This is a genomic window from Haloterrigena turkmenica DSM 5511, assembly GCF_000025325.1.
GTDB lineage: Archaea > Halobacteriota > Halobacteria > Halobacteriales > Natrialbaceae > Haloterrigena > Haloterrigena turkmenica.
The window spans coordinates 3,866,611-3,889,038 of sequence record NC_013743.1; the positions used below are offsets into that span (position 1 = coordinate 3,866,611).

24 protein-coding genes and 1 pseudogene are annotated in these 22,428 nt (G+C 66.0%); 11 read left to right on the forward strand and 14 right to left on the reverse strand.

All coding sequences use genetic code 11. From position 1 onward, the window contains the following. Positions 1 to 28: 28 nt before the first annotated feature. Together HTUR_RS27550 and larB are read right to left on the reverse strand one after the other, a co-directional pair. A complete protein-coding gene (locus tag HTUR_RS27550) occupies positions 29 to 178 on the reverse strand; it encodes a DUF7563 family protein (RefSeq protein ID WP_008893295.1) in 150 nt (49 codons plus the stop codon). Positions 179 to 290: 112 nt separating this feature from the next. Then, on the reverse strand, positions 291 to 1,064 hold the full coding sequence (gene larB / locus HTUR_RS18500; RefSeq protein ID WP_012944861.1) for a nickel pincer cofactor biosynthesis protein LarB: 774 nt from the start codon (positions 1,062 to 1,064) through the stop codon (positions 291 to 293). Between the two features lie 274 nt (positions 1,065 to 1,338). Here larB and HTUR_RS18505 point away from each other — a divergent pair, with 274 nt between their 5' ends. From HTUR_RS18505 to HTUR_RS18515, 3 genes are all read left to right on the forward strand, one after another. Further along, entirely contained in the window at positions 1,339 to 1,506 is a 168-nt protein-coding gene (locus HTUR_RS18505; RefSeq protein WP_005578700.1) for a DUF1931 family protein, read from the forward strand. Between the two features lie 125 nt (positions 1,507 to 1,631). Further along, complete coding sequence (locus HTUR_RS18510) at positions 1,632 to 2,069, forward strand: hypothetical protein (RefSeq protein ID WP_012944862.1); 438 nt, start codon at positions 1,632 to 1,634, stop codon at positions 2,067 to 2,069. A 78-nt stretch (positions 2,070 to 2,147) separates the two neighbouring features. After that, complete coding sequence (locus HTUR_RS18515) at positions 2,148 to 2,591, forward strand: hypothetical protein (protein WP_012944863.1); 444 nt, start codon at positions 2,148 to 2,150, stop codon at positions 2,589 to 2,591. Here the strand turns inward: HTUR_RS18515 and rpiA are convergent. From rpiA to HTUR_RS18530, 3 genes are all read right to left on the reverse strand, one after another. Beyond that, a complete protein-coding gene (gene rpiA, locus HTUR_RS18520; protein ID WP_012944864.1) occupies positions 2,585 to 3,292 on the reverse strand; it encodes a ribose-5-phosphate isomerase RpiA in 708 nt (235 codons plus the stop codon). The two genes, HTUR_RS18515 and rpiA, sit on opposite strands and share 7 nt — an antisense overlap. Positions 3,293 to 3,356: 64 nt before the next feature. Further along, the gene (locus tag HTUR_RS18525; protein WP_012944865.1) at positions 3,357 to 4,208 is read right to left on the reverse strand and encodes an ABC transporter permease; all 852 of its coding nucleotides are present in this window, start codon (positions 4,206 to 4,208) and stop codon (positions 3,357 to 3,359) included. Further along, positions 4,205 to 5,137, reverse strand: coding sequence for an ABC transporter ATP-binding protein (locus HTUR_RS18530; protein WP_012944866.1), 933 nt, complete (start codon positions 5,135 to 5,137; stop codon positions 4,205 to 4,207). Before HTUR_RS18530 ends, HTUR_RS18525 begins: the two co-directional genes overlap by 4 nt. 240 nt (positions 5,138 to 5,377) lie before the next feature. Here HTUR_RS18530 and HTUR_RS18535 point away from each other — a divergent pair, with 240 nt between their 5' ends. Both HTUR_RS18535 and HTUR_RS18540 read left to right on the forward strand, forming a co-directional pair. Continuing rightward, positions 5,378 to 6,175 carry an ABC transporter ATP-binding protein gene (locus HTUR_RS18535; protein ID WP_012944867.1) on the forward strand — a complete coding sequence of 266 codons (798 nt, stop codon included), beginning with the start codon at positions 5,378 to 5,380 and terminating at the stop codon, positions 6,173 to 6,175. Continuing rightward, positions 6,175 to 7,533 carry an ABC transporter permease gene (locus HTUR_RS18540; RefSeq protein ID WP_012944868.1) on the forward strand — a complete coding sequence of 453 codons (1,359 nt, stop codon included), beginning with the start codon at positions 6,175 to 6,177 and terminating at the stop codon, positions 7,531 to 7,533. Before HTUR_RS18535 ends, HTUR_RS18540 begins: the two co-directional genes overlap by 1 nt. Before the next feature lie 29 nt (positions 7,534 to 7,562). Here HTUR_RS18540 and HTUR_RS18545 read toward each other — a convergent pair whose 3' ends face one another. Both HTUR_RS18545 and HTUR_RS18550 read right to left on the reverse strand, forming a co-directional pair. Further along, positions 7,563 to 8,138: a DUF5518 domain-containing protein gene (locus HTUR_RS18545; RefSeq protein ID WP_012944869.1), complete on the reverse strand. Its 576-nt coding sequence runs from the start codon at positions 8,136 to 8,138 to the stop codon at positions 7,563 to 7,565. Between the two features lie 93 nt (positions 8,139 to 8,231). Beyond that, on the reverse strand, positions 8,232 to 9,362 hold the full coding sequence (locus HTUR_RS18550; RefSeq protein ID WP_012944870.1) for an AI-2E family transporter: 1,131 nt from the start codon (positions 9,360 to 9,362) through the stop codon (positions 8,232 to 8,234). A 314-nt stretch (positions 9,363 to 9,676) separates the two neighbouring features. On the opposite strand from HTUR_RS18550, the pseudogene HTUR_RS18555 reads away from it, so the two are divergent. Then, positions 9,677 to 9,985, forward strand: a pseudogene (locus tag HTUR_RS18555) (DUF7521 family protein); the annotation flags it as partial. A gap of 130 nt (positions 9,986 to 10,115) precedes the next feature. Here the strand turns inward: HTUR_RS18555 and HTUR_RS18560 are convergent. Both HTUR_RS18560 and HTUR_RS18565 read right to left on the reverse strand, forming a co-directional pair. Continuing rightward, entirely contained in the window at positions 10,116 to 12,536 is a 2,421-nt protein-coding gene (locus tag HTUR_RS18560; protein ID WP_012944872.1) for an ATP-dependent DNA helicase, read from the reverse strand. A gap of 105 nt (positions 12,537 to 12,641) precedes the next feature. Further along, positions 12,642 to 13,601, reverse strand: coding sequence for a CPBP family intramembrane glutamic endopeptidase (locus tag HTUR_RS18565; RefSeq protein ID WP_012944873.1), 960 nt, complete (start codon positions 13,599 to 13,601; stop codon positions 12,642 to 12,644). Between the two features lie 219 nt (positions 13,602 to 13,820). On the opposite strand from HTUR_RS18565, the gene HTUR_RS18575 reads away from it, so the two are divergent. The 3 genes from HTUR_RS18575 (at position 13,821) to HTUR_RS18585 (ending at position 15,109) form a co-directional block, all read left to right on the forward strand. After that, positions 13,821 to 14,060 carry a DUF7127 family protein gene (locus HTUR_RS18575; protein ID WP_012944874.1) on the forward strand — a complete coding sequence of 80 codons (240 nt, stop codon included), beginning with the start codon at positions 13,821 to 13,823 and terminating at the stop codon, positions 14,058 to 14,060. A gap of 192 nt (positions 14,061 to 14,252) precedes the next feature. Next, complete coding sequence (locus tag HTUR_RS18580) at positions 14,253 to 14,459, forward strand: hypothetical protein (RefSeq protein ID WP_012944875.1); 207 nt, start codon at positions 14,253 to 14,255, stop codon at positions 14,457 to 14,459. A gap of 74 nt (positions 14,460 to 14,533) precedes the next feature. Continuing rightward, positions 14,534 to 15,109: a DUF1684 domain-containing protein gene (locus HTUR_RS18585; protein WP_049941934.1), complete on the forward strand. Its 576-nt coding sequence runs from the start codon at positions 14,534 to 14,536 to the stop codon at positions 15,107 to 15,109. A gap of 411 nt (positions 15,110 to 15,520) precedes the next feature. Here the strand turns inward: HTUR_RS18585 and HTUR_RS18590 are convergent, their stop codons facing one another. Further along, positions 15,521 to 16,201, reverse strand: a complete 681-nt coding sequence (locus HTUR_RS18590) for a class I SAM-dependent methyltransferase (RefSeq protein ID WP_012944877.1) — start codon at positions 16,199 to 16,201, stop codon at positions 15,521 to 15,523. A 302-nt stretch (positions 16,202 to 16,503) separates the two neighbouring features. Here HTUR_RS18590 and HTUR_RS18595 point away from each other — a divergent pair, with 302 nt between their 5' ends. Beyond that, entirely contained in the window at positions 16,504 to 17,082 is a 579-nt protein-coding gene (locus tag HTUR_RS18595) for a DUF7090 family protein (RefSeq protein ID WP_012944878.1), read from the forward strand. Positions 17,083 to 17,330: 248 nt separating this feature from the next. Next, positions 17,331 to 17,765, forward strand: a complete 435-nt coding sequence (locus tag HTUR_RS18600) for a CBS domain-containing protein (RefSeq protein ID WP_012944879.1) — start codon at positions 17,331 to 17,333, stop codon at positions 17,763 to 17,765. A 188-nt stretch (positions 17,766 to 17,953) separates the two neighbouring features. Here HTUR_RS18600 and HTUR_RS18605 read toward each other — a convergent pair whose 3' ends face one another. The 4 genes from HTUR_RS18605 to HTUR_RS18620 all read right to left on the reverse strand — a co-directional run bounded on the left by HTUR_RS18605 (position 17,954) and on the right by HTUR_RS18620 (position 21,177). Next, positions 17,954 to 18,736, reverse strand: a complete 783-nt coding sequence (locus HTUR_RS18605) for a DUF7089 family protein (RefSeq protein WP_012944880.1) — start codon at positions 18,734 to 18,736, stop codon at positions 17,954 to 17,956. Positions 18,737 to 19,087: 351 nt separating this feature from the next. Continuing rightward, positions 19,088 to 20,131 carry an OapC/ArvC family zinc-ribbon domain-containing protein gene (locus HTUR_RS18610; RefSeq protein WP_012944882.1) on the reverse strand — a complete coding sequence of 348 codons (1,044 nt, stop codon included), beginning with the start codon at positions 20,129 to 20,131 and terminating at the stop codon, positions 19,088 to 19,090. After that, positions 20,131 to 20,532 (reverse strand): DUF2073 domain-containing protein, encoded by a 402-nt coding sequence (locus tag HTUR_RS18615; protein WP_012944883.1) that lies wholly within the window; start codon positions 20,530 to 20,532, stop codon positions 20,131 to 20,133. Before HTUR_RS18615 ends, HTUR_RS18610 begins: the two co-directional genes overlap by 1 nt. A 6-nt stretch (positions 20,533 to 20,538) precedes the next feature. Continuing rightward, positions 20,539 to 21,177 carry an Era-like GTP-binding protein gene (locus tag HTUR_RS18620; protein WP_012944884.1) on the reverse strand — a complete coding sequence of 213 codons (639 nt, stop codon included), beginning with the start codon at positions 21,175 to 21,177 and terminating at the stop codon, positions 20,539 to 20,541. Between the last annotated feature and the right edge of the window lie 1,251 nt (positions 21,178 to 22,428).

The window sequence follows — 22,428 nt, forward strand, 5'->3', positions numbered from 1 at the left end:
CGTGGTTCAGTCGCGATGCTCCGCGGGATCAGGCGCCGCGCGCGCGTTCTCTGGCGGCTTGTTCGATCCCGGCGTTGGCCGAACAGCTCACACAGGCGCGGATCTCGCCGTTTTCGTCAGCGAAGACGCGTGCGAAGCGTTCGGAGACGTGTGCGCCGCAATGGTCACAGGTTGGCATTGGGTACTGGTCACACCGGCCAAAGCCGGTACGCGAAGCTACCCGGTGCGTAGGTAAATATCCTTCTCCAAACACCGTTTGGCCTTGTGGTCTCGAGAGATATTTTTTCGGATCAGTTAGATCGATCGTCGTCGCGGGCGCGGTCGATCGCGCGAGCGATCAGCGTCGCCTGGGCGCCGGCGACGAAGCCCGCGTCGATGTTGACGACCGAGAGGACGGTACACGACTGGAGCAGCCCCGCGAGCGCGGCCTCGCCATCGCCGCCGTGGCCGTAGCCGCTCGAGACGGGGACGGCGATGACCGGCGTATCGACGAGGCCGGCGATCACCGTCGGGAGCGCCCCTTCGCGGCCGGCGGCGACGATCAGGACGTCCGCCTCGCGGAGCCGATCGACCTGGTCGAGCGTCCGGTCGAGGGCCGCGACGCCGATGTCGTCGATCCGGTCGATCGTCGCTCCGGCGTCGACGCAGACGACTTCCGCCTCGTCGGCGACGGGGCCGTCGACGGTCCCCGCCGTCACGATGCCGACCGTCGCCTCGAGCGACGGCGGCTCGTAGTCGGCCGCCAGCACCCGAACCGTCGACCCTCGGCGCTCGAGGGTCGCGTCGGGGAACGTCTCCTCGAGACTCGCCTCGAGCGCCTCGACCTGGCGGTCGGCGGCGCGAGTCACGAGCGCTCGCCCGGTCGTCTCGAGGGCGGTCTCCGCGAGCGCGACGACCTGCGGGGCCGACTTCCCCTCGGCGAGGATGGCCTCCGGAATGCCTCGTCGCTGCTTTCGAGCCGCGTCGAACCGGCCGGCCTCGCCAGTGACGTATCCTCTGAGTTGTGCTTCTGCCGCCGACGGCGAGAGCGAGCCGTCAGCGACGGCCTCGAGCAGTTCGCGCATACGCCCAGTCGTGGGCGAACGTACTCCAATGCGTCGACCCGTTCGAACGCGTTTTGGTCCCACGTGTCAGACGAAAGCGCGCGCGAGCGGACTCACAGCGCGCGCGAGCCGGATTTGCCGCCTCGAGGAGGGTCGAATCGCGGCTGCCGACTCATCAAACATATACTTTCCGGTGGTATCGGGCGTCGAAACAGGCGGAGCAACCGCTGCAACCCCCGTATTCCGGATATCAACCAGAGCATTTATATTGGGTAAAGCGGAACCGGTAAATCGTATGGCAGACCTTATCGTCAAAGCCGCCGTGAAGGAAGCGCTCGATGACAAGAACGTCGCCTCGGACTTCTACGAAGCACTCGACGAGGAAGTCGACGAGCTTCTCGAGGACGCTGCGCGACGAGCCGAAGCGAACGACCGGAAGACGGTCCAGCCCCGCGACCTGTAAGGTTCGCCACAGACGCGTTTTTTATCGCCGACAGATTTCGAGTAGCGGCGGCTCCCGGTCCGCGAGCGGCGAGCCGTTGCCGACTCGAGTTTTTTGACGCTGGCGCTGGTATCGACCGATCGAGGATGCTCCGGAAATTGTTGATCGGCTTCGGCTGTTTCGAGATCGTCAGACCGGAACCGGTCATGGACATGTGCGAGCGGATCGGCCTGGAAAACCCCGACGAGGCGGAGCTACGCCCGCGGGCGCTGTGGGGTGCGCGCCTCGAGGGGCTCCTGTTCGTCTGGTTGCTGGTCCGCGGTCGGGAGGGCACGACGGCCGTCAGCGCGCTGCTCGGGCTGGCCGGCGCCGTTCTGGTACTGCTCCCGCAGCCGATCATCGAACTCAGCCAGCGCGTCGTCTACGAGAACGCGGACGACCTCGAGTTGAAGCCGTGGATCGAGCCGGCGGCTCGAGCCCTCGGTGCGCTCTACCTGCTCGTCGTCGTCCTGTCGATGCGCGGCGAGGAGGCGACGGAGAGCGACGAGGTGCTGCCCGAGGTCGAACCGAAGTCGACGGCGTAGCGACTCTCGACACTCCCTGATTCGGTCCGCAGCGGACCGCTCGCGAACCGTTTTGTGACCGGCCCGAGAACGATTCGTATGCGACGATACCTCGTCCTCGGTTTCGGACTGCTCATGGCTCTCGCTCCGGAACGAATCGTCGGTCCTGCCGAGCGGCTCGCCTTCGAGAATCCCGACGCCGGCCGGCTGCGACCGTGGACGCTCCCGATCGGTCGGCTCGAGGGACTGCTGGTCGTCTGGCTGACCGGCCGCCGGTCCGACGGGACGGCCGTTCTCGAACCGCTCGTCGCCGGGCTGGGCGTCGTCCTCGCGCTGGCACCGCGAACGGCGCTTCGACTCGGCCTCCGAACGGCCTACGAGAATCCGACCGAACTCGAGGTGAAACCGTGGGTGGTTCCGGCGACGCGACTAATCGGTGCGTTGTATCTGGCGGTCGGACTGCTCGCGGGCCGCGGGACCGCGCCGGAAGACGACGGCCGCGAGCGAGCCGCTATCGGTGGGTCCTCGAGCGCCGATCAGTAGTCGCGAACCTCGACGCCGTCCTCCGTCCCGACGTAGGTCGCGTCGGCCAGCCCGACGAACAGGCCGTGTTCGACGACGCCGGGAAGCCGCGAGAGCCGGGTCGCCAGGGCCTCGGGCTCGTCGATCGACCCGAACGCGCAGTCGAGGACGAGATTCCCGTTGTCGGTCACGACCGGGCCGTCCTTGCCCTCGGCCTCCCGAAGCGTCGGCTCGCCGCCGACGTCGCGGACGCGGTCGGCGACGACCGTGTGGGCGTCGGGGATGACTTCGATCGGGACCGACCGCTCGAGCGTCGGCGCGAGTTTCGAGGGGTCGGCGACGACGACGAACCGATCGGCCGCCGCGTCGACCAGTTTCTCGCGCGTGTGCGCGGCGCCGCCGCCCTTGATCAGCGCGCCGTAGCCGTCGGCCGCGGGGTCGTCGGCCACCTGATCGGCGCCGTCGATCGCGAGGTCGACCCCCTCAACCGCGTCCAGCGTCGTCAGTTCGATCCCGACCTCGAGGGCCAGTCGGCGCGACTGGAAGGAGGTCGGGATTCCCCGGATCTCGAGGCCGTCGTCGACGGCCCGGCCGAGCGCCTCGATCGCGTATGCGGTCGTCGAACCGGTGCCGAGCCCGACGACGAACCCGTCCGCGACGTCTTCGGCGGCGCGTTCGCCGGCCCGTCGCTTCGCCGCGTCGGAACCGCCTGCCGTCTTCATGGCTACTACGGCGCGGGGCGACGGGAAAAACGTTGTACTCTCGAGTCGATCGACGGTCTCCGCCTCAGAGATCGACGCTTCCGAACCGCCAGAGACCGAGTCCGAGCGGGACGACCGCCCAGAGCGCGAGCCAGACGAAGCCGAACCACGGCTCCGCGACCAGCGGAAGATCCTCGACGCCGTACGCGTTGGCCATGGTGAGCGCCGATTCGTCGAGGACGACCCCCAGCGCGGAGCCGTAGGCGGCGTCCGGGGAGATCGAGGCGAGTCCGATGTACCAGTCGGGGTACTGTTCGGGGATGAGCGTGTCCTCGACGACGTACAGCAGCACCTGCAACAGGATCGACCAGACGATCCAGAAGAACAGGATCAGTCCGAACGCGCCGACCGCCGCGCGAGTCGTCGAGCGCGTCATCGAGGAGATGCCGATTCCCAGACAGACGTAGACGAACCCGAACAGCATCGTCACCAGGGTAAACAGGAGGTAGTCGGCGATCGAGACGGCGCCGACGAAGGCGACGAGACCGCCCAGCCCGATGGCGAACCCGATCAGGATCGACGCGGCTACGACGGCCGAGCGGCCGAGAACCTTTCCGAACATGACGTCGTTGCGCGTGTGGGGCAGGCCGAGCAGGAACTTCAGGCTCCCGCTCTCGCGCTCGCCACAGATCGCCTTGTAGCTGACCATCAACGCGATGATCGGCACGAGAAAGCTCGCGGGCGTCTGCAGGGCGAAGACGAGATCGAGCGTCCCCTGTGCACCCTCTTCGCCGATTTCCGCGAAAAACTCTCCGAGCCGCGCGGCGGCGTACGCGCCGCCGAGCGTGAACAGGGCGAAGACGGCCGTCATCGCCATCAGCTTGCGCGACCGGACGGCGTCCTCGAACTCCTTTTTCGCGACGGTGACGGTACTCATGGGCGCATCCCCCGAGCGTCGCCCTCGGTGTAGGCCATAAACAGCTCCTCGAGCGAGGACTCGTCGGTCGCGAAGTCGTCGACGGTGACGCCGAACTCCTCGATCGTCCGGAGGACGGCCGACTTCGCCCGATCCTCGCAGGTCACGACGAGCGTCGTGCCGTCGGCCGAGACTTCGGAGACGCCGTCGACCGACCGGATCGCCTCGAGGGCCCCGCCGGAATCGTCGGGGACCCGATCGAGTTCGACGCGAAGCCGGGTCCGATCGGGCATGGAGTCCCGGAGCCCCTCGATGGTGTCCTCGGCGACCAGCTCGCCGTTCCGGAGGATGCCGACGCGGTCGCAGATCGCCTCGACCTGCCCGAGGATGTGACTCGAGAAGAAGACGGTCGCGCCGCGGCGGTTCTCCTCGCGGATGATCTCGCGCATCTCGCGGGCGGCGTTGGGATCCAGTCCGGTCGACGGCTCGTCCAGAATGAGGAGATCAGGCTCGCCGACCAGCGCCGTCGCGAGCATGAGCCGCTGGGCCATTCCCTTCGAGTAGCCGCCGGCTTTCCTGTCGGCCGCGTCGGCGATACCGACCCGCTCGAGGAGTTCGTCGGCGTCGTCGTCGGCGTTTTTCGACTCGATGGCGAACTCGACGTGTTTGCGGCCGGTCAGGCGGTCGTAGGTCTCGACGCCCTCGGGGAGGATGCCGGTCCGATTGCGGATCTCGAGGGTCTCCGCTCGAGCGTCGAGGCCGAAGACGCGCACCTCGCCGGCTGTCGGGCGGATGAAGTCCAAGATCAGGTTGATCGTCGTCGACTTCCCGGCGCCGTTGGGGCCGAGAAAGCCGTAGATCTCGCCGGACTGGACCGTGAGATCCAGCCCCTCGAGGGCCGTCTCCGACCCGTACCGCTTCGTCACGTCGGAAAGTTCAATTGTAGTCACAATATTAAATATCGTATTTCTATTCAATACACATATACGTTCTCCTGTTGAACGAGCCCCTCGAATAAGAGGAACGAGAACCGGAACGAGCGTTTCGGGCTCCGGAAGAGCCTCCGTCGCGAGCGGTTCGGCGCCGAAGCCCGTTCGGCGACGCTGGACGACCACGAGCGCTGGCTCGAGTTCGTGGACGCGATCCGCCGCTAGTACTAGCTTTTTCGGCGGGGCCGTGGTCGACCCCGTATGGCGACATCGGGAACCGGGGGCACCGCCGCTACTACCGACGACGGTACCGGCACGGCGGTGGCCCTCGAGGACGTCCGCAAGACCTACCAGCTGGGTGAACCGGTCCACGCGTTAGACGGCGTCTCCCTCGAGATTCCGCGCGGGTCCTACACCGCGATCATGGGGCCCAGCGGCTCGGGGAAGTCGACGCTGATGAACCTCGTGGGCTGTCTGGACACGCCGACGGCCGGCACCGTCGTCGTCGACGGGGAAGACGTGGCGGCGCTGACCGACCGCGAACGGACGACCCTCCGGGGGACGACGGTCGGCTTCGTCTTCCAGACGTTCAACCTCATGCCCCGGCTGAACGCCACGGAGAACGTCGCGCTCCCGCAGCTGTTCCAGGGTATCGATCGCGAACGGCGCCGCGAGCGGGCCCGCGACCTGCTCGAGCGGGTCGGCCTCGCGGATCGGGCGGACCACCTGCCGAACGAGCTCTCCGGCGGGCAGCGCCAGCGGGTCGCGCTCGCACGGGCGCTGGTCAACGATCCCGCCATCGTACTGGCCGACGAGCCGTCGGGCAATCTGGACACCGATACGGAGGCCGATATCCTCGATCTCTTCGGAGAGTTCCACGATGCCGGGACGACGATGGTCGTCGTCACCCACGAACGCCACGTCGCCGAACGCGCCGAGCGGATCGTCCACCTGCTCGACGGGAAGATCGAACGGATCGAGATCCTCGACGAGAGCGAGGGCCAGCGAAAGGATGACCCCTCGAGTCGGGATCGAACCGATTCCGGAGCGGACGACTGATGCGAGCGCTCGAGAGCCTGCGCCTGGCGTGGCGGTCGATCCGCGGCCACAAACTGCGGTCGTCGCTGACGACGCTGGGCATCGTGATCGGCATCGCGGCGGTGATCGCCTTCGTCACGCTCGGCGCGAGCCTACAGGAGGGAGTCCTCGGGGACGTCAGCCCCGACGACCGGCGCAACGTCTACGGCTGGGCCGCCGAGCCCGAGACCGAGGGCGGCCCGCTCGCGGGCGCCCAGCCGGTCTTCAGCCAGGACGATCTCGACGAAATCGAGCAACGGGAGGGGGTCGAAGCGGCCTACGGCTACATGCCGTTGTCCACGCAAGCCCTCGCCTACGAGGGCGAGATATCACCGCAGAGCGACGCCCTCGTGGCCGCCGGCCCCCCGTATATCCGAGAGGACACGCTCGCGGAGGGCCGCCAGTTCGAGCAGGGCGAGCGCGAGGCCGTCATCAATCCGGCCGTCGCCGGCCAGTTCGAGGGGGACGTCTCGGTCGGCGACGAGCTGACCATCGCCCTGCAGGGGGGCCAGCGGACGACCGTCACCGTCGTCGGCATCACCGAGAGCTCCGAGGGACTGAGCCCGTTCGAAGGGTTCGAGCCGTCGCCGCGGGTCTACGTCCCGACCGACCCCTTCTACACGGAGGACGCCGCCGCGTCGTTCCCGAGCGGCGACTCCGGTGGGGCGAACAACGACACCGACGGGAACGAAACCGAGACCGACGGAAACTCGGGCAACGGAACCGATGCAGACGGCGCGAACGACGCGGACGGCGCGGACGACGCGCTGTTCCTCGCGATCGTCGTCGAAGCGGAGTCGACCGACGACGCGGCGATCGAGCGAGCGAAGGCGAGCGCGCGGAGCTACCTCGAGAGCGGCGAGTCGGACGCCGGCGCGTTACTCGACGACGGCCTCGAGGTGCGACTGCAGACGAGCGCGGAGTTGCTCCAGCAACTCGAGGACGTGCTGAACCTGCTCCAGAACTTCATCGTCGGCATCGCGGCGATCTCGCTGATCGTGGGCTCGGTCGGCATCGCGAACATCATGCTGGTCTCGGTGACCGAGCGAACCCGCGAGATCGGGATCATGAAGGCCGTCGGGGCCCAGAACCGTGAGATCCTGGGGCTGTTTCTGGCCGAAGCGGTGGTTCTGGGCGTCATCGGCGCGATCCTCGGCACGGTGTTGGGCCTCGTCGCGGGCTATCTGGGCGCGTGGTACATCGACCTCCCGCTGGTCTACCCCCTCGAGTACGTCGCGTTGGCGATCGTCGTCGGCGTGCTCGTCGGGATCTTCGCGGGCCTGTACCCGGCCTGGCGGGCGGCGCGGACGGATCCGATCGACGCGCTCCGCTACGAGTGACGGAAGCGGCGATCGGCGACGTCGTCTCCCTAGAATCGTTCTGGGTCGACGTCCCGGTCGCGTTCCGTGTCTGACTCCGTCTCGGATTCGGAGCCGGACTCGCGCGCTCCGGGCCGCTCGCGCTCGGAATCGCGGTTCCGCAGCGAGTCCGCGCGGACGTCCGGCGGCCGGCTCGCGTCGAATGATCGCGATCGTTCCGACGAGAGACCGATCGTCTCCTGGGTCCGGCGCCGCTGGTCGGGATACTCGCGGGCGAGGAGCGCGCCGAGGTAGCCGCCGAGCAGCGACAGGCCGACGGTGTAGAGGAACAGAACCAGCCCGAATCCGACGATCGCCAGCGCCGCGATCGCGAAGCCCTCGATCGGCGCCTCGACGATCCCCATTCCGAACCCGAGGACTCCGAGGCCGAGCATCGCGAAGCCGGCGACCGGGAGGAAGGCGAGCGCCCCCGCGAGCGCGCCGGCGACCGCTCCCTGTCTGGCGTTCGGTCCCTCGAGAAAACCCGCTATAACGCCGCCGAGAACGGGCGAAAGCGGGATGAACGAGAGCACGACGCCGACGATAGCGCCGACGATCGCGTTGGCGAGCGTTCGGCCGGGAGCCATACCGAACGGACGACGGGCGTGGTAAAAAGTGACAGGGTGTATGGGAGGTCACGAAGCCGCGTCCGTCTCCGCGACCTGCAATCGACGACTCGGTCAGTCGTCGGCCGGTCGGGTTCCCGACTCCTCCGGCGACGTCATCGTGGTCTCGGTGCCAGGTCTAGCGTCGCCGGAGCCGCCCGGAGGTTCCTCGAGGTCGGACCCGACGAGTTCAGCGAACGTCGCGTCGCCGTTGACCTCGTCGGCCAGCAGATCGACGGCCTCGACGAAGACGGCGACGATCAGCGGCCCGACGACGACGCCGATGGCGCCCAGCGTGAACAGCCCGCCGGTGAAGCCGACGAAGTAGAGGCTCCCGGGGAGGCCGGCGGAACGGCGGGCCAGTCGCGGTCGGACGGCGATGTCGGGGAGCCAGGCGACGAGGGCCATCCCGAGGACGCCGACGAGAAGTCCCGCGACGAGTTCGCCGACGGCGACGTGGTAGAGCGCGATCGGCGCGATCAGCAGACTGGGGCCGATCATCGGGATGAACTGCAAGATCGCGGCGAAGAAGGCGATCGTGAACGCCGCGTCGTAGCCGAGCAGCCAGAACAGCGGATAGGCGACGGCGAGCGTCGCGATCGACGTCGCGAACTGCAGGACGTAGATCGCGTACAGCGTCTCGCGGGCCCGCGTCGCGAGCGCGTAGACGACGTCCCGGTAGCCGTGGGGGACCGGCGCGATGGCCGCGCGACCGGCGGCGTCGGCTTTCAACAGCAGCGCGAACAGCACCATGACGAACAGCGCGAACTTGATCGCCAGCACCGGCAGCGCCGCAGCGAAGGAGACGGCCACGTCGCCGAGGGACTCGAGCGCGAGCGACCTGACTTCGGCGACGTCGATCGTGTGCGTGTAGCCCGCCACCGCGACGGGAACCTCGCGGGGGACTTCCTCGACGATCGTCTGGACCTGCTCGAACCGGAAGTAGAGCGCGACGACCAGCGGCGCGAAGACGGCGACGGTGCCGAGAAAGCCCAGCAGGGTCGCCGCGACGGCCGACAGCCACTCTGAGAGGCCGCGTCGGTGGAGCCAGCCCTGGACGGGCAACAGGACGTAAGCGACCGTCAGTGCAAACATGATCGTGCCGAGGACGTCGAGCAGAATTACACCGGTAACGAGGCCGAGTAGTGCGACGATACCCGCGAGCACGTACCGTCGGTCGTCGTCCGCAGTCGCGTTCGCTGTCACAGCCGAGACTCTCACCGGTGTGACAAAATCTTTCGGATCGGCGGAACAGCGAGGGCGACGGGGTCGCCGACCGGTGCGTCGCCACAGCGGACGGTTTCATGCGACCAGCGCGTCGCCGGCGACGGTCAGCCTCGAGCGACCGGCACCGACGAAATCCGCCGAACGTCTTCGCACCGTTCTTTCCGACTGAGAATAGACGGCGTCACTGAAGTACGAGAACCGCGGACTCCGTACCACCGGTTCGCGCGAGGCGATCGACGGAACGGCGACGGTTCGCGATCGTTTCGGGGACCACCGAGTGATCTCACGTAGCTATGGACGAATACACGCTCCTCATCGCGGCCGCGAACACGGCGACGCTCGTCACCGGCGGCGCCGTCGCCGCGCTGGCCTACCGGGCCTTCCGGCGAACGGGGTCGGCGGCGCTGCGAGCGGTCGCCATCGGCTTTAGCGTCATCGTCGTCGGCTCGATCGGCGGCGCGATCGCCCACGTCGGCGCCGACAACGTCGCGCTCGGCGTCGCGATCCAAAGCAGCTGTATCGCCGCCGGCTTCACGATTCTCCTGTACTCGCTGTACGCCGAGACGACAACGACAACGACGACGATCACGCTGAACCAGTCCGGATCCGAGTTCGACACCGAACTCGAGTCCGAGTTCGGCTCCGAGACCGAGTCCGGGCCTGGTTCCGACTCCGAGTCGGAATGAGTGACCGCGAGTCGATCGGGAAGCGCCGAGTCGAGAGTCGTCCCGGCTATTGCTCGAGTCGCCCTCGGAACCGCTCGAGGCCGACGTCGAGCATGTCCGGGCTGACGGGCTGGAACTCGCCGTCGTCGGGCAGGTACGGACGGACGGAGTCCCAGCTATCGCGGGCGTAGCGCTCGTCTAGGAGCACGCGGACACCGACGTCCTCGGGCGAGCGGATGACGCGACCGATGGCCTGCCGGGCCTTGCGCACCGCGGGAATCGTCAGCGCGTAGGTGAAGCCGTCGCCGAACTCGTCGTCGTAGGCCCGGCGGACGGCCTTCGTGCGCGGGCTCGAGGTGTTGACGATGGGGACGCCACAGACCACCGCGGCCGCGAGGCGGTCGCCGCTGTAGTCGACGCCCTCGGTCAGGGTCCCGCGGAGGCTGGTCACGAGGACCTTCCCGTCGCCGTCGAAGAACTCGCGTTTGAGCGCCTGCGTCGTCTCGTCGTCGCTGGCGGCGTCGAGCAAGACGGGTTTCTCGAGTCGCTCCTCCAAGACGCCGGCGAGCCAGTCGGCCTCCGCGTAGCTCGGCATTCCGACGAGGACGTTGCCCGGCAGTCGGCCGACCTTCGTGACGGCGTCGACGTACTGCCGTCGCGTCGGGTTCCGCGGGCTATCGCCCGCTCCACTCGAGGCGCGTTGCGCCTCGCTCTCCTCTCCCGGCCGGCCGCGGTTATCGTAGGTGTATTTCGGCGCCGCGACCGCGAAGCTCTCGCGATTCTCCTCGGGGAAGTGCAGGCCGTAGCGGCGTTCGACGACCGGCCGCTCTTCCTCGCGCTCGAGGTAGTCTAGCCCCGTTACCTCCGTGAAGGCGTCCATCGGCTCGAGGGTCGCGCTCATCAGAATGCCGCCGCCGAACATCCCGAGGCGTTCGCCGATGGCGTCGCTGGGGACGCAGTTGTGCAAGGCGAGGCGAGCGTTGTACGCGCGGCGCCACGAGTCGGCGGGCTCGGTGTCGTCCCAGGTGCGCTCGAGTTCGATCTCGCGGAAGTAGTCGGTGTGGTCCCGGCGGTACCACTCGCCGAGGACGCGACCGACGGCGGGCGCGGCGCGGGTGCGGTCCTCGTCCTCGGCCTCGTTCAGGATGCGTTCGACGACGGCGCCGACGGCCTCGGCGCGGACCCAGTCGGCGTCGCCGTACCCCGCCTCGCGGGCCCAGGCCGTGAGTTCGTCCTCGGCCGGTTCCGCGGGGTCGCGCAGCGGGATCTCGTCGTCCGCGAGGTCGGTGAGGTTCGACTGCCACCCCCTGTGTTTCCGGTCGAGATGCGCCGTGACCCGGCGGTCGAGCTCGCTCCGGAGGTCGCGAACGAACTCGAGGGTCTGCTCGAGTTCGTCGTAGGAGACGTCGCTGTCGTTCAGTTCCGCGCGGACGAGGTCGGCGTCGGCCGTCTTGGAGCCGCCCTCGGCGCGCCGTCCCTCGCGCTCGAACTTGATCGGCTGGATGACCCGCGAGAGTTCCGTCTCGGCGTCCCGCAGGGTCCGATCGGCGACCCCGTCGCTGACCAGATCACGGACGCGGGGCTCGAGCATGTGGGCCTCGTCGCAGACGGCGAACGTGGAGTCGTCGAGCAGGGCGCCGGTAAAGGAGCCGGTTGTCCGGGGATCGAACGCGTGGTAGTAGTTCCCGATGACGACCTCGACGTGGCCGAGCACGGCGCCCATCACCGAGTGCGGGCAGGTGCCGTGGGAGACCGAACGGGCGACGAGGTCCTCGGGGGTTATCATCCCCGCCTCGGTGAAGTCGTAGGGGACCGCTTCGACTGCGTCACCGTCGCTGCCCTCCTCCGGCAGGTCCTCGAGATACTGGGCGTAGAACGGACAGTACTCCGTCGAGACGTCGACGGGGCCGCCGTCGCTGTACTCCGGGAGGTCGGGCGAGTACGGCGCGGTCTCGCCGGCCGTCTGGAGAAGGCGCGGCCCGCCGCCCTGCCTGCCGCTGTCCGCCAGTCCCATCTGCTGGCTGCGGGCCTGTGCGGTCAGGCTCCCGGCGGTCGTGTCGCCGCCCTCGCCGGTGAGGTCGCGGGTGCGATCACGCAGGGTCTCACAGCGGTCGTAGACGTTGCCGTCGTCGATCCCGCCGGCGCCGGCGCGGTTGTAGGGGCAGACGTCGGCCTTTCCGACGAGGGTGAGCCCCGAAACGGGGTTCCAGTCGTCGGGGAGGTTCTCGTTGATCGTCTCGAGGTCTTCCTCGAACTGGTGGAGTTGCTGTTTGACGCTCGTGAGCACGAACACGCGCTCGTAGTCGGTGTCGGGATCGCGCACGAGGTCGATCCCCGCGGTCAGCGCGATCATCGTTTTTCCGGTGCCACAGGCGCCCTCGACGACGCTGTAGCCGCCGTCTCGAGCAGTGTCGATCGCGGTCTCGATGCCGTCGACCTGCTCGTCGTAGGGGCGTTCGTGGCCGAAGATCGAGCGCCAGTCGGTCATTCTTCGCTTACTCGGTGATGGTGGTGCATATCCCTGACGGAGTACAGTGGCCGCGGCTTCCGCCATAAACGTCGGGTCTATCGGCGAACGGTGAAACGCCGGCGCTCACGCCTCGCCGGTCGATGACTCGGGCGTCCCCGCGTCGCCGCCGTGATCGCCGTCTCCAACGTCTGGGCCCGCAGCGTCGTCGCCGGCGACGGCCCAGTCGGCGGTGAGTTCCGGCGCCCCGCGGAGCGCGATGAGGACCGCGGCGATCCCGAACGCGAGCGCGCCCATCAGGCCGACGGGGTTGACGACGAGTTCCGACCCGCCCTGCGCGAAGACGACCAGCGTGGTCGCGAAGGCGTTAAACGTCCCGTGGAAGATCGCCGGCGCCAGCACCGACCGCGCGGAGAGCGTGACGTAGGTGTAGACCGGCGACATCGCGAGGCAGGCGACGGTCATGGCACCGACCCCGAGAACGGGTTCGTTCGGGAAGTTGTACCCCTCGAGGACGACCGGCGCGTGCCACAGCCCCCAGACCAGTCCGATGACGGCCGACGCGCCCCAGAAGCCGAGAGGCGACAGCGAGGTAAGGAACACGCCGCGCCAGCCGAACTCCTCGCCGAGGGCGAAGAGCACGTTGAACGTCGCGCCGACCCCGATCGCGACGGCGATCGTCGCGAGCAGGTTGAGCGGCCAGCCGGGAAGCGACGGCCCGACGGGTTCGCCGCCCTGGGTCTGTGCGAAATCCGTCCCCTCGCCGGTCAGCGGGTTCGCGTCGGGAACGAACTCGACGCCCGGAACGGCGAGCGAGAGGGCAGTCCCGAGTAACACGAGTGCGATCGGCACGACCGCGGCGACCGCGAGCCAGCGGAGCCGTCCCCAGCCGACGCGGAGCCCGGCCCGTTCGAACGATGGCGGGCCGACGAGACAGGTCGTGATCCCCGCGAGCATCGGCGTGAACATGTACAACGGCGCGAGCACGACCATGCTGACGCCGGTCAGCCGAGAGACCGCGACGACGCCGGCCGAGAGCACCGCGAGCGAGCCGAGGAAGACGACGGGTGGACTGCGGTCCGTCATCGCCGTCGGCTCGCCTCCGCGTTCGTCCTCGGTTTCGGTTCCGGTTCCGCTCGAGACCGTCGAGCCCGCCGCGACCGTCGAAACCGTCGCGGCCGGCGCGAACGCCGTGACATACTGGTGCGTTCGCTGGAATTTCGATAAGCGTTACGTCGACGGCGGGTAACCGGACGCTGCCGGCGTGCCCCTTTAATTCGCTCGGCTCCTACCCACGGGTACACAATGAAGGTCCCCAATTCCCTCAAAAACGTCGAGCGAGACGATGCGGTCATCCGCACGTTCGAGTACGACGACGGCAGCGTCATCGCCGTCGACTTCGGGAACGCCGCCGCGGACCTCGAGATGGACGTTCTCGGCTCGACTGCGATCATCGTCGCCGACGGCGAACAGTTCGAGTTCGAACTCCCACCGGAGGCCAGCGACGTCTCCGCGAAGAACGGTGTCCTGACGATCACAGAGTAACGCGGCCGCGACCGATCGAGCCGAGAGTGGCAACTGAACGGGCCGTGACGCCAAAAGCACAGGGTCGAGAGGCGGGTGGGCAGTCATGGTCGCGGAGGCGTGTCGAGACGACTGCGGCGGGAAACGCGTCTGGCCATCGTTTTCGTCTTGGTATGAGAAGTAATTTATCGGTTATCCAACTACCAGTGACCGATGTCGGACTCGAGTCGATCGCTGGGGCGCGACCGGCGGACGACGAACGCGCTCCTCACGCTGCTCCTCGTCACGCTCGCTGCGGGGTTTCTCTACGTCGGAGAGGGCACCGGCGGTGTAACCCGTTCCGTCGCCGAACTGATTCTCACGACGGTGCTCTGGGTGCCGATTGTAGCCGGCATCGCGCTGGTCCTCAGTCGAGGGTGAGCGTCAGCGACAACCTCGGGGAGAACGTCGGCGACAAACGCAACCCACTCCAGTCTCGACGCCTAACTGACGGTATGAGCACGCTCGACGACGTCGATCAGTGGCGCGAGGAGCTCGAGTCGAAACGCGACGAGAAAGACGAGTTCTTCGCGGACCACCCGCAGTCGCCGATCCCGCCCGAAGAGCGCGAGGAGTTCGACGGTCTGGACTACTTCGATCCCGATCCGGACTACCGCGTGGCCGCGACCGCGACGGTCCACGACGACCCTGAGGTCGTCCTGATGGATACGACCGCGGGCCGAGAGATGCGGTATCTGCGAGTCGCGACGCTCGAGTTTGCCTTGGAGCGAGCGGACGAGGAACTCGAGGACGGTACGTTCGAACTCAACGCCTACCAGCTGGAGAGCCCCAACGAGGAGCCGCTGTTCGTCCCCTTCCGGGACAAGACCACGGGCCAGCAAAGCTACGAGGGCGGCCGGTACATGGAGCTGTCGGCCGATCGCGACCTCGCGAACGGTGACGAACTCGTCGTCGACTTCAACCTCGCGTACACTCCGTTTTGCGCCTACAGCGACACCTTCGACTGTCCGCTGCCGCCCGAGGAGAACTGGCTCGAGGTGGCGATTCCGGCCGGCGAGCGATTCGAGTAACGGCGACGTACACCTGGCTGCTGTGTGACCTCGTTTCCCACGGACAGTTTCGGGTCGAGTTACAGTTCGGAAATCGATAGCCGGCGCCGCGTCTCGAGTTGAAGCGAAGGGGTTGTCAAACGGCGGATAGCTCGAGTCGAAACGGGGGCGTACGGGAACGGATACCATGTTTTAGAGGGATGAATTAAGAACGGATGGAGACGAGCGAAGGGCGGGTGGAAATGAATGCGTCCTGCTATCGTGGCACCGGGGAATCGCCACACCCTCCCCAACCGATTCACTCGTTCACTCGCTCATCCCTCGCGTGGTTTCGGTCCGCGGTTCACCGTTGGTTCACCGCGGTCCAGCACGCGCTACCGCACGTCGGCTGATCGGGTTACAGTGAGATGGCTTGCTGTCGGCGGAACGTCATCAGGGCGCGACGCCGACGGTCAGCAGCGTGCCGAACTCCCGGTAGCGTTCCACCATCTCCTCGCGGGTGTCCCAGTCGTCGGTCGGGAACTCGGCCTCGGCGGGGATCGTAATCTCGCGGTCGGGGATGTTGTCCTGTTCGGCGACGTGCAGTCCCGCCTCGCGGAAGGCCTCGCGGTACCGGTCGCGGTCCCAGCGGGTCATCTCAATCGAGATGAACTCCTGCCACTCGTGAGAGTGGACGTTCTCCTCGTAGTAGTTGACGGCGCAGTAGAAGGTGCCCCCGGGTCGGAGGACGCGGGCGATTTCCTCGAGGGTGTGCTGTGGATCCGCGGCGTAGTAGAAGGCTTCCATCGACCAGACGTGGTCGATCGAGTCGTCGGCGAACGGCAGTTCGTTGAAGTCGCCGACGAGGAATCCGACCGCCGGATCGTCGGTGTATTCCGCGGCGTTGCGGGCCATCTCCGGCGCGCCGTCGAGACCGTAGACGCGGCCCGCGTCCTTGGTGTCCCGCAGCGCGCGGCCGGCGTAGCCGCTGCCACAGCCCAGATCGAGGACGACGTCGCCCGATTCGACCGGCATCCGCGCGAGCGCGTGCTTCGCGGTGTGCCAGTGGCGGTCTTCCATGCCCCTGTCTCGGCCGCTCGCGGCCCACTCGTCGAACTCCTCGCGAACGCTCATACGCGAATTCTCACACCGAGCGAGGAAAACGTGTTCGACTCGGCACCGCGGCGGATCGGTGGCAGGTCTACGCCGCTTCGAGGAGACGGTGGTTCGATTCGAACCGCTGATTCCGGATCGACCGACAGGCTTTTTAGGCTAGCCTAAATAGAAATGAACGGAGAGGTTTAGGTCGGCCGAAATCCGTGGGCATCGGATCGTGGCCGAGCGAACCCTTCCGTGGGTCGTCTTTTCGCGCGGCGAGCGAGAACCCCGCAAATATCCGCACTATTAAGTCGGTGCCGAAAGTTGTTCACGCCAATATGGAGTATACGCTTGAGATAGATGGCACCCCGGAAACGGTACCAGGCGGCACCGGTGTGCTCCTTCTCCACCCCAGCACAGGTGAAACCGACCGCATCGACACCGAATTTCTCAAGACCGATACCGACCATTTCCTCGTCGTCTCTACGCGAACGACCGCGCGCGAAGTCAAACAGAAACTCGAGTACTACGACGTCGACGAGGACCGCGCCGAGATCCTCGACACGCTGAGCATCGAACACGGCTACTCGCGGCGCAAGAGCGACACCGTCCACTACGTCGCCGCCCCCGACGACATCGACGGCATCGTCGAGCACATCGACGGCTTTCTCAAGGCCCACGACGGGAAACTCCGCCTCAGTTTCGACTCCGTAACCGAACTGGCCTACTACGCCGGCGACGAGGCCGCCCTCGAGGCCGTCGAGCGCATCCTCGACCTCCTCGAGGAGTACGACGCCATCGGCCTCTTCCACGTCTCCGAGGAACCCCACGACGAGGAACTCGTCGAGCAGTTCCGCGAGCGCTTCGACGGCGTCATCGACTTAGACGAGGACGGCAGCGTCGACGCCGAGTTCTGAGCGGTCGCGCGGATTTTCCCGAACGGGTTCGTGAGTGTCGCCACTGGACGACTCGAGGGACCGGTCGGTCTGTGCCTCGTTGGGAACCGGACCCCTGATCGTTGAGCGGTTCCGGACGCGCCCGTCACGGAGCACGGATGTTGACCATCATGAACGACAGATCGACGGCAATAGAGATTTATCACACCGTTCGGTGAAGGCGCGCCTGTCGCCGTGAGTCCCATCGCGGCGACGGAACGGTGAAGACAATGCCCGAAATCAAATCGATCGTCCGCGAACAGGTTGTGAGCGCGTCTCCGGACTCGTCGCTCACCGAGTTAGCCGAGCTCATGGACGATGAGGACGTCGGCAGCGTCGTCATCGTCGAGGAAGAGCAGCCACAGGGGATCGTCACGGACCGCGATATCACGATCGAGGCGGTCTCCCGCGGGGAAGATCCCACCTCGGTGACCGCCGCCGACGTGATGAGCGAGGACCTCGTGACCGTCGACATCGACAGCGGAATTTTCGACGTCCTCCGGACCATGGAGGACACGAACGTTCGGCGCGTACCCGCCACAGACGCGGACGGGAACCTCGCCGGAATCGTCGCGTTCGACGACTTCGTCGTTCTCCTCGGTCGAGAGCTGAAACTGCTCAGTGACGTCGTCGAAGCCGAGATTCCGCCGTACGAACACACCTGAGAGCGCGCTGCTCGGTCGCGATGCAGTGACGGTCGAGAAGGCCCCGGCCGTTTCCGTCTCTCGATCCGTCCCTGGGCGACCGTCGAGAGCGACTCGAGTCGAGGACGGCCCGCCGACGTCACTCGATTCGGCGGTCCGGACGTGGTTATCGGAGACAACGAGTCGAGACGATGAGCGGAGTGCGACGCTCAGTCCGCAAGCGAGTCGAACGTCTTCTCGGCCCAGCGAATCGCGTACTCAGGGCCGTGATCACGGTAAGCGTCGGTGTCCAGCGCCGCGAACGGCGCCGGTAGCTCGATAGCGTGTTTGATCGCCGCACACGCCAGTTCCGTCGCGTCGGCGAACTCCGTCTCGCCGCGTGCGACCGCCCGCGACAGTCCCGAGACCCGATCCTCGAGTTGCGTGCCCGCATCCTGCCACGCGTCGGCCAGCTCCGGGTGGTCGTCGTGCCAGTCGGCGAAGACCTCCCGGCTCTGGAGTCCGACCCAGCCGTCGTACAGCGCAGCGGCCACCTGGTAGGTGCCGTTCGGATCGAGCGCGACCGCCCGGTCCAGATCCGGATACGCCTCCTCGAAGAAGCCGATGAAGTGTTCGGGGACCTCGAGGTCGAGCTCGACGAGCGCCTCGGCGAGCAGGAAGTCGATAAACGGCTCCGGCGACCCCTCGACGCGCGGTTTGACGATGACCGTCGGCGGATCGGTCTGGCGGGTCCAGACGACGCTGCCGTCGCCCGGCATCCCGACGGTGAAATCCGAACTCGCGTACCGGGCGAGCAGCTTCGGGGCGTCCGCCGGCAGCCAGTCGGCGGGATAGCTCGCCGGCTCGAGGGCGTCGGCGAACAGTCCCAGCTCTTCGGCCTGAGCGGGCGGCAACGTCTCGAAATCGCGCTCGCAGTCGACGATCCGCACGTCCGGTACGTACTCGTCGCGAACCGCTTCGACGGGACTCGAGAGGTCGCGAGCCGTAAACATCAGGCGAGAGTGGTCTGGGCGACGACCAGCAGCGCCAGCAGTGCCGATGCAGCGATCGTGGTGAGAACGATCTTGGTTGGGGTGCTCATACGGAAGCCAACTCGAGCGCGTCGCTTAAATCCATCTTTCTCTCCCGGCAACGGACCGCTATCGAGGCGTTTCGCCGTCGGTGACGGCACTCGAGTCTTCCACGTAGCCGTTCGGAATTATTCTCGCCCCACCATTGAGTTCCCAGACCATCATTTCATGTGGAACCGAAATACCAATGTCATATCCAAAGAGCGGTAGTGAACCGTGGGTTGCACTCGAAAGGGAGGGGTGAAGGGGACTCGGTCGCGACGGCGCCGGTCGTTACTCTTCGCCGTCTCGCCACGAGTCCGGGACGTCGATGACGTACCGACCGTCCTCCTGTAAGGAGATGATGTACTCTTCGCGATTGTAGAGTTCCATCAGGTTGAGCTCGTACTGACCCGGACTGACGATCTTGATGCTCTCGAACTGCTCGTTGAGTTCCTCGCGGAGCTCCTCGATCGAGGGCTGCTCTCCCGACGGTTCGCTGACGACCCGGCCGTCGCTCGGCGGGGTCTTGTCGTCCGCGTTGGCCGCGGTGTCCGGTCCCTGATCGTGCTGGGGCGGGTTGTCGGGGAGATCGTTCGTCGAGACGACCTCGCTTCGAGCGTCGGCCTGCGCGTCGTTCTCGCTGTCGGCCATGATCGACTCGCCCGGCGAGTCGGCGGGCTCGGCCGCCGAGGTCGCACTCGAGGCCGCCGAGGACGCGTCCACCGTCGACGTCGAGGTCGATGCTGATGCCGAGGACGCGTCCGTTTCCGATGTCGATGCCGATTTCGAGGACGCGTCCGCTTCCGGCGGCGAGCGATCCTCGGGTCGACGAGCCGTCTCCGGCCACTCCTCGAACTCGCCGGCCGGCGTCTCAGCGCCGTCCGCCGATTCGTCGCTCGAGGGCCAGGAACGCTCCGCTCGATCGTCGGTCGACCGGTCTCGTCGCGTCCCGTCGGTCGGCGTCGATCCGGCGGCCGCGGCGGCCGAGGCCGGATCGCTGCTGGCGGTCATCGAGTCGACGTCATTGGCTCCCGGTTCGTCGGCGTCGGTCGCCGACGCCTTCCCGGACCGGCTCGTCCCCGACGAGACCCAGTCACGAACGGTCTCTGCGGCGCGTTCGACAGTTCCGGCATCGTCGGCCGTTCCGGCCGCGTTCCCGCCGGAACTCCCAGCCGAATCGGACGTTTGTGTAGCGGCCGACTCGCTCGAGCCGGTCGCGGCCCGCGCGGCGGGTGCAAACTGGAACTTGTTCCCACCGCAGTCGGGACAGCCCGACAGCATCTCCTTGGAGCCGTCGGGGAACGTCCGGCCGCAGTTCGTGCATTCGTGTGGCATTAGTCTCGGGATACGAGCGCGCTGATCAGCGTTTCGTCCTTGTGGAGCGTCTCGATCTGGTTGGCCGGACCGATAACGGTCAGCTTCGCCGTGGACTCCTCACTGCCCATGATCCGGCCGAGCAGCGACGAGTCGTTCGCCTTGGATTTCGGATAGGTCTCGATCTCGATCCCGTTGAATTCGTCGGGACTGATCTCGGACATCGTCACCTCGATGAGTCGACTCTCCTCGTCGGGGGTCAGCCCCTCCTCGAGGATGACGATGTTGCCGTCGTGGACGCCGTCTAAGATCATCCGGATTTTCTCCATGGTGGCCATGTTCTCCATCCGTTCGCCGCTGATCAGATCGATCTGGACACCGTCGGGACCCTCCGGGTCGTCCGTGTTAGTTGCTTTTGGCATCGATACTCACCCGAAGTACTCCGCGATGTTCTCGTAGACTTCGTCCATGTTTTCGCCTTCCTTTGCCGAGAGGGGAATCGTCTTGTGCTGCGGGAAGGCATCCTCGATGCGCTTGACGCTGGCGTCGTCGAGATCGATCTTGTTCGCGAAGATAAGAACCGGGAGATCGCGAGATTCGATGATACCGATCAGCATCGTGTTGACCTGCGTGATCGGGTCTTCCGCGCTGTCGAGGACGTAGATGACGCCGTCGACGTCCTCGCGGAGCCAGTGCATGGCTTCGGCGACCCCTTCGGTCGCCTCGCGGGAGCGACGGATGGCGTCGTCTTCCTCCATCTCGTCGGTAAACTCCTCGTAGTCGACTTTCGTCGTCACGCCGGGCGTGTCGACGATATCGATCTCGACCGACTTGCCGTTGCGCTCGATCTCGACGCCTTCCTTCCTCCGTGCGCGTCGCGTTTCGTGTGGAATGTGACTTTCGGCACCGACAGCGTCACCCGTCCAGTCGCGAGCGATTCGGTTGGCAAGCGTCGTCTTTCCTGCGTTCGGCGGACCGTAGATACCGATTCGTTTGGGTTCCTCTTCCGAGAAGAGGCGATCCGTAACCCGAGAGATACTATCTTTGAGTTCTGTGAACAGTCCCATCTGTGGGGCCCTCCAGCACCGCGGGGTGGTGCATCTGCGCGTACTACAAACCGAACCCACTTAAGCCTACGTCAGACGTGTAGACTATTCAACGAAACGGAGTTATACGGACAGATGGGGAGATCATACTAGCGGAACCGATAAACGTACTAGTAGGATCGATAAATGGCTACCTCGACCGATAAATAGTTGCCTCGACTGATCGATGGCTGCCTCGAGTCGAAGCAGGGGGTCGATCGGAGCCGGGACTGTGACTACGGATCAGTCGGATGGCGACTCGAGAACCGCGACGGAGCATTGCATACAGTGATAGACTGACACAGCGAATACGCGTCAGTTATCGAGTGTGTGTTGATCGGTACCAGATATCACGATATGAGGGACGCTATAGATCGGCATACTAGTGTGAGTTCAAACATCATACTAGGAACGTACGTAGATCCGATGGAAGCCCCCCACCCCTTCGTTTCGGGTGGAGAGTCGCGATCGTGGGGGTGGGGGAGTGGTATTGTTCGGGTGGAAAGACTCTGTAGCGACCCCGAGATCCCGTTCAAACGGACAGTACAGACCGTCAACCGGTGAGTTTCGGGTCGAACGACGTCTCTAGTAACTCGAGCCGTCTAGAGAGGCTGTTCTAGTAGGAACTAGCAACTAGAACCAACATCTCTAGTAAAAATCTAGTTTTGCTAGTGCTACGGACCGAGTTTCTGGCCCATGGAAATAAAGGTTCCCGTTCTAGAGACCCCCCCTCCCCCCACCCCCTCCTTCGTAGCGTTCCACCTGAAACGAAGGGGTGGGGGGCTAGGTTGATCTCACCCTTCGTATCCTGTTCCATGTTACCTCGAATCTCACTCCTTCGATGTCTGACAACTCGTGGCACACTCGCTCTCGAGAACTACTCCGAGTGCTGACCGAAATTTCTCGCCCCTCACTTACTATCATACCTCTTATATTTATCGCTGGTGTCCTCGAGCAACAGCCCATACCCGACTCGCTTCGAGGTCGAGTGACCGAACAATAATTGCGGTTGGAGACGACTACTGAGTGTTCCTGACCTAGTCGATCGCGTAGGTGTCGATCTCGCACACGCATCGCGAGCGCGCGTAATGATCCCTTATCGACCCGAAACGGACGTCTCTCACCCCGTCGTCATCGGTCTCGTGCCTCGATGGTCACTGGACCTTTCGAATAGGCCGTCAGACGGCCGATACCGCCGATCGTGCCAAACCCTTGTGGAGGGAAGGGAAGAAT

What these genes read in the sequence shown, in the direction of transcription:
- HTUR_RS18525 (WP_012944865.1), bottom strand. Translation starts at nt 4,208, where the DNA reads ATGAGTACCGTCACCGTCGCGAAAAAGGAGTTCGAGGACGCCGTCCGG.
- HTUR_RS18600 (WP_012944879.1), top strand. Translation starts at nt 17,331, where the DNA reads ATGCCCGAAATCAAATCGATCGTCCGCGAACAGGTTGTGAGCGCGTCT.
- rpiA (WP_012944864.1), bottom strand. Translation starts at nt 3,292, where the DNA reads ATGAAGACGGCAGGCGGTTCCGACGCGGCGAAGCGACGGGCCGGCGAA.
- HTUR_RS18605 (WP_012944880.1), bottom strand. Translation starts at nt 18,736, where the DNA reads ATGTTTACGGCTCGCGACCTCTCGAGTCCCGTCGAAGCGGTTCGCGAC.
- HTUR_RS27550 (WP_008893295.1), bottom strand. Translation starts at nt 178, where the DNA reads ATGCCAACCTGTGACCATTGCGGCGCACACGTCTCCGAACGCTTCGCA.
- HTUR_RS18585 (WP_049941934.1), top strand. Translation starts at nt 14,534, where the DNA reads ATGAGCACGCTCGACGACGTCGATCAGTGGCGCGAGGAGCTCGAGTCG.
- HTUR_RS18615 (WP_012944883.1), bottom strand. Translation starts at nt 20,532, where the DNA reads ATGCCAAAAGCAACTAACACGGACGACCCGGAGGGTCCCGACGGTGTC.
- HTUR_RS18595 (WP_012944878.1), top strand. Translation starts at nt 16,504, where the DNA reads ATGGAGTATACGCTTGAGATAGATGGCACCCCGGAAACGGTACCAGGC.
- HTUR_RS18575 (WP_012944874.1), top strand. Translation starts at nt 13,821, where the DNA reads ATGAAGGTCCCCAATTCCCTCAAAAACGTCGAGCGAGACGATGCGGTC.
- HTUR_RS18560 (WP_012944872.1), bottom strand. Translation starts at nt 12,536, where the DNA reads ATGACCGACTGGCGCTCGATCTTCGGCCACGAACGCCCCTACGACGAG.
- HTUR_RS18505 (WP_005578700.1), top strand. Translation starts at nt 1,339, where the DNA reads ATGGCAGACCTTATCGTCAAAGCCGCCGTGAAGGAAGCGCTCGATGAC.
- HTUR_RS18510 (WP_012944862.1), top strand. Translation starts at nt 1,632, where the DNA reads ATGCTCCGGAAATTGTTGATCGGCTTCGGCTGTTTCGAGATCGTCAGA.
- HTUR_RS18610 (WP_012944882.1), bottom strand. Translation starts at nt 20,131, where the DNA reads ATGCCACACGAATGCACGAACTGCGGCCGGACGTTCCCCGACGGCTCC.
- HTUR_RS18545 (WP_012944869.1), bottom strand. Translation starts at nt 8,138, where the DNA reads ATGGCTCCCGGCCGAACGCTCGCCAACGCGATCGTCGGCGCTATCGTC.
- HTUR_RS18620 (WP_012944884.1), bottom strand. Translation starts at nt 21,177, where the DNA reads ATGGGACTGTTCACAGAACTCAAAGATAGTATCTCTCGGGTTACGGAT.
- HTUR_RS18580 (WP_012944875.1), top strand. Translation starts at nt 14,253, where the DNA reads ATGTCGGACTCGAGTCGATCGCTGGGGCGCGACCGGCGGACGACGAAC.
- HTUR_RS18565 (WP_012944873.1), bottom strand. Translation starts at nt 13,601, where the DNA reads ATGACGGACCGCAGTCCACCCGTCGTCTTCCTCGGCTCGCTCGCGGTG.
- HTUR_RS18535 (WP_012944867.1), top strand. Translation starts at nt 5,378, where the DNA reads ATGGCGACATCGGGAACCGGGGGCACCGCCGCTACTACCGACGACGGT.
- HTUR_RS18590 (WP_012944877.1), bottom strand. Translation starts at nt 16,201, where the DNA reads ATGAGCGTTCGCGAGGAGTTCGACGAGTGGGCCGCGAGCGGCCGAGAC.
- HTUR_RS18515 (WP_012944863.1), top strand. Translation starts at nt 2,148, where the DNA reads ATGCGACGATACCTCGTCCTCGGTTTCGGACTGCTCATGGCTCTCGCT.
- HTUR_RS18540 (WP_012944868.1), top strand. Translation starts at nt 6,175, where the DNA reads ATGCGAGCGCTCGAGAGCCTGCGCCTGGCGTGGCGGTCGATCCGCGGC.
- larB (WP_012944861.1), bottom strand. Translation starts at nt 1,064, where the DNA reads ATGCGCGAACTGCTCGAGGCCGTCGCTGACGGCTCGCTCTCGCCGTCG.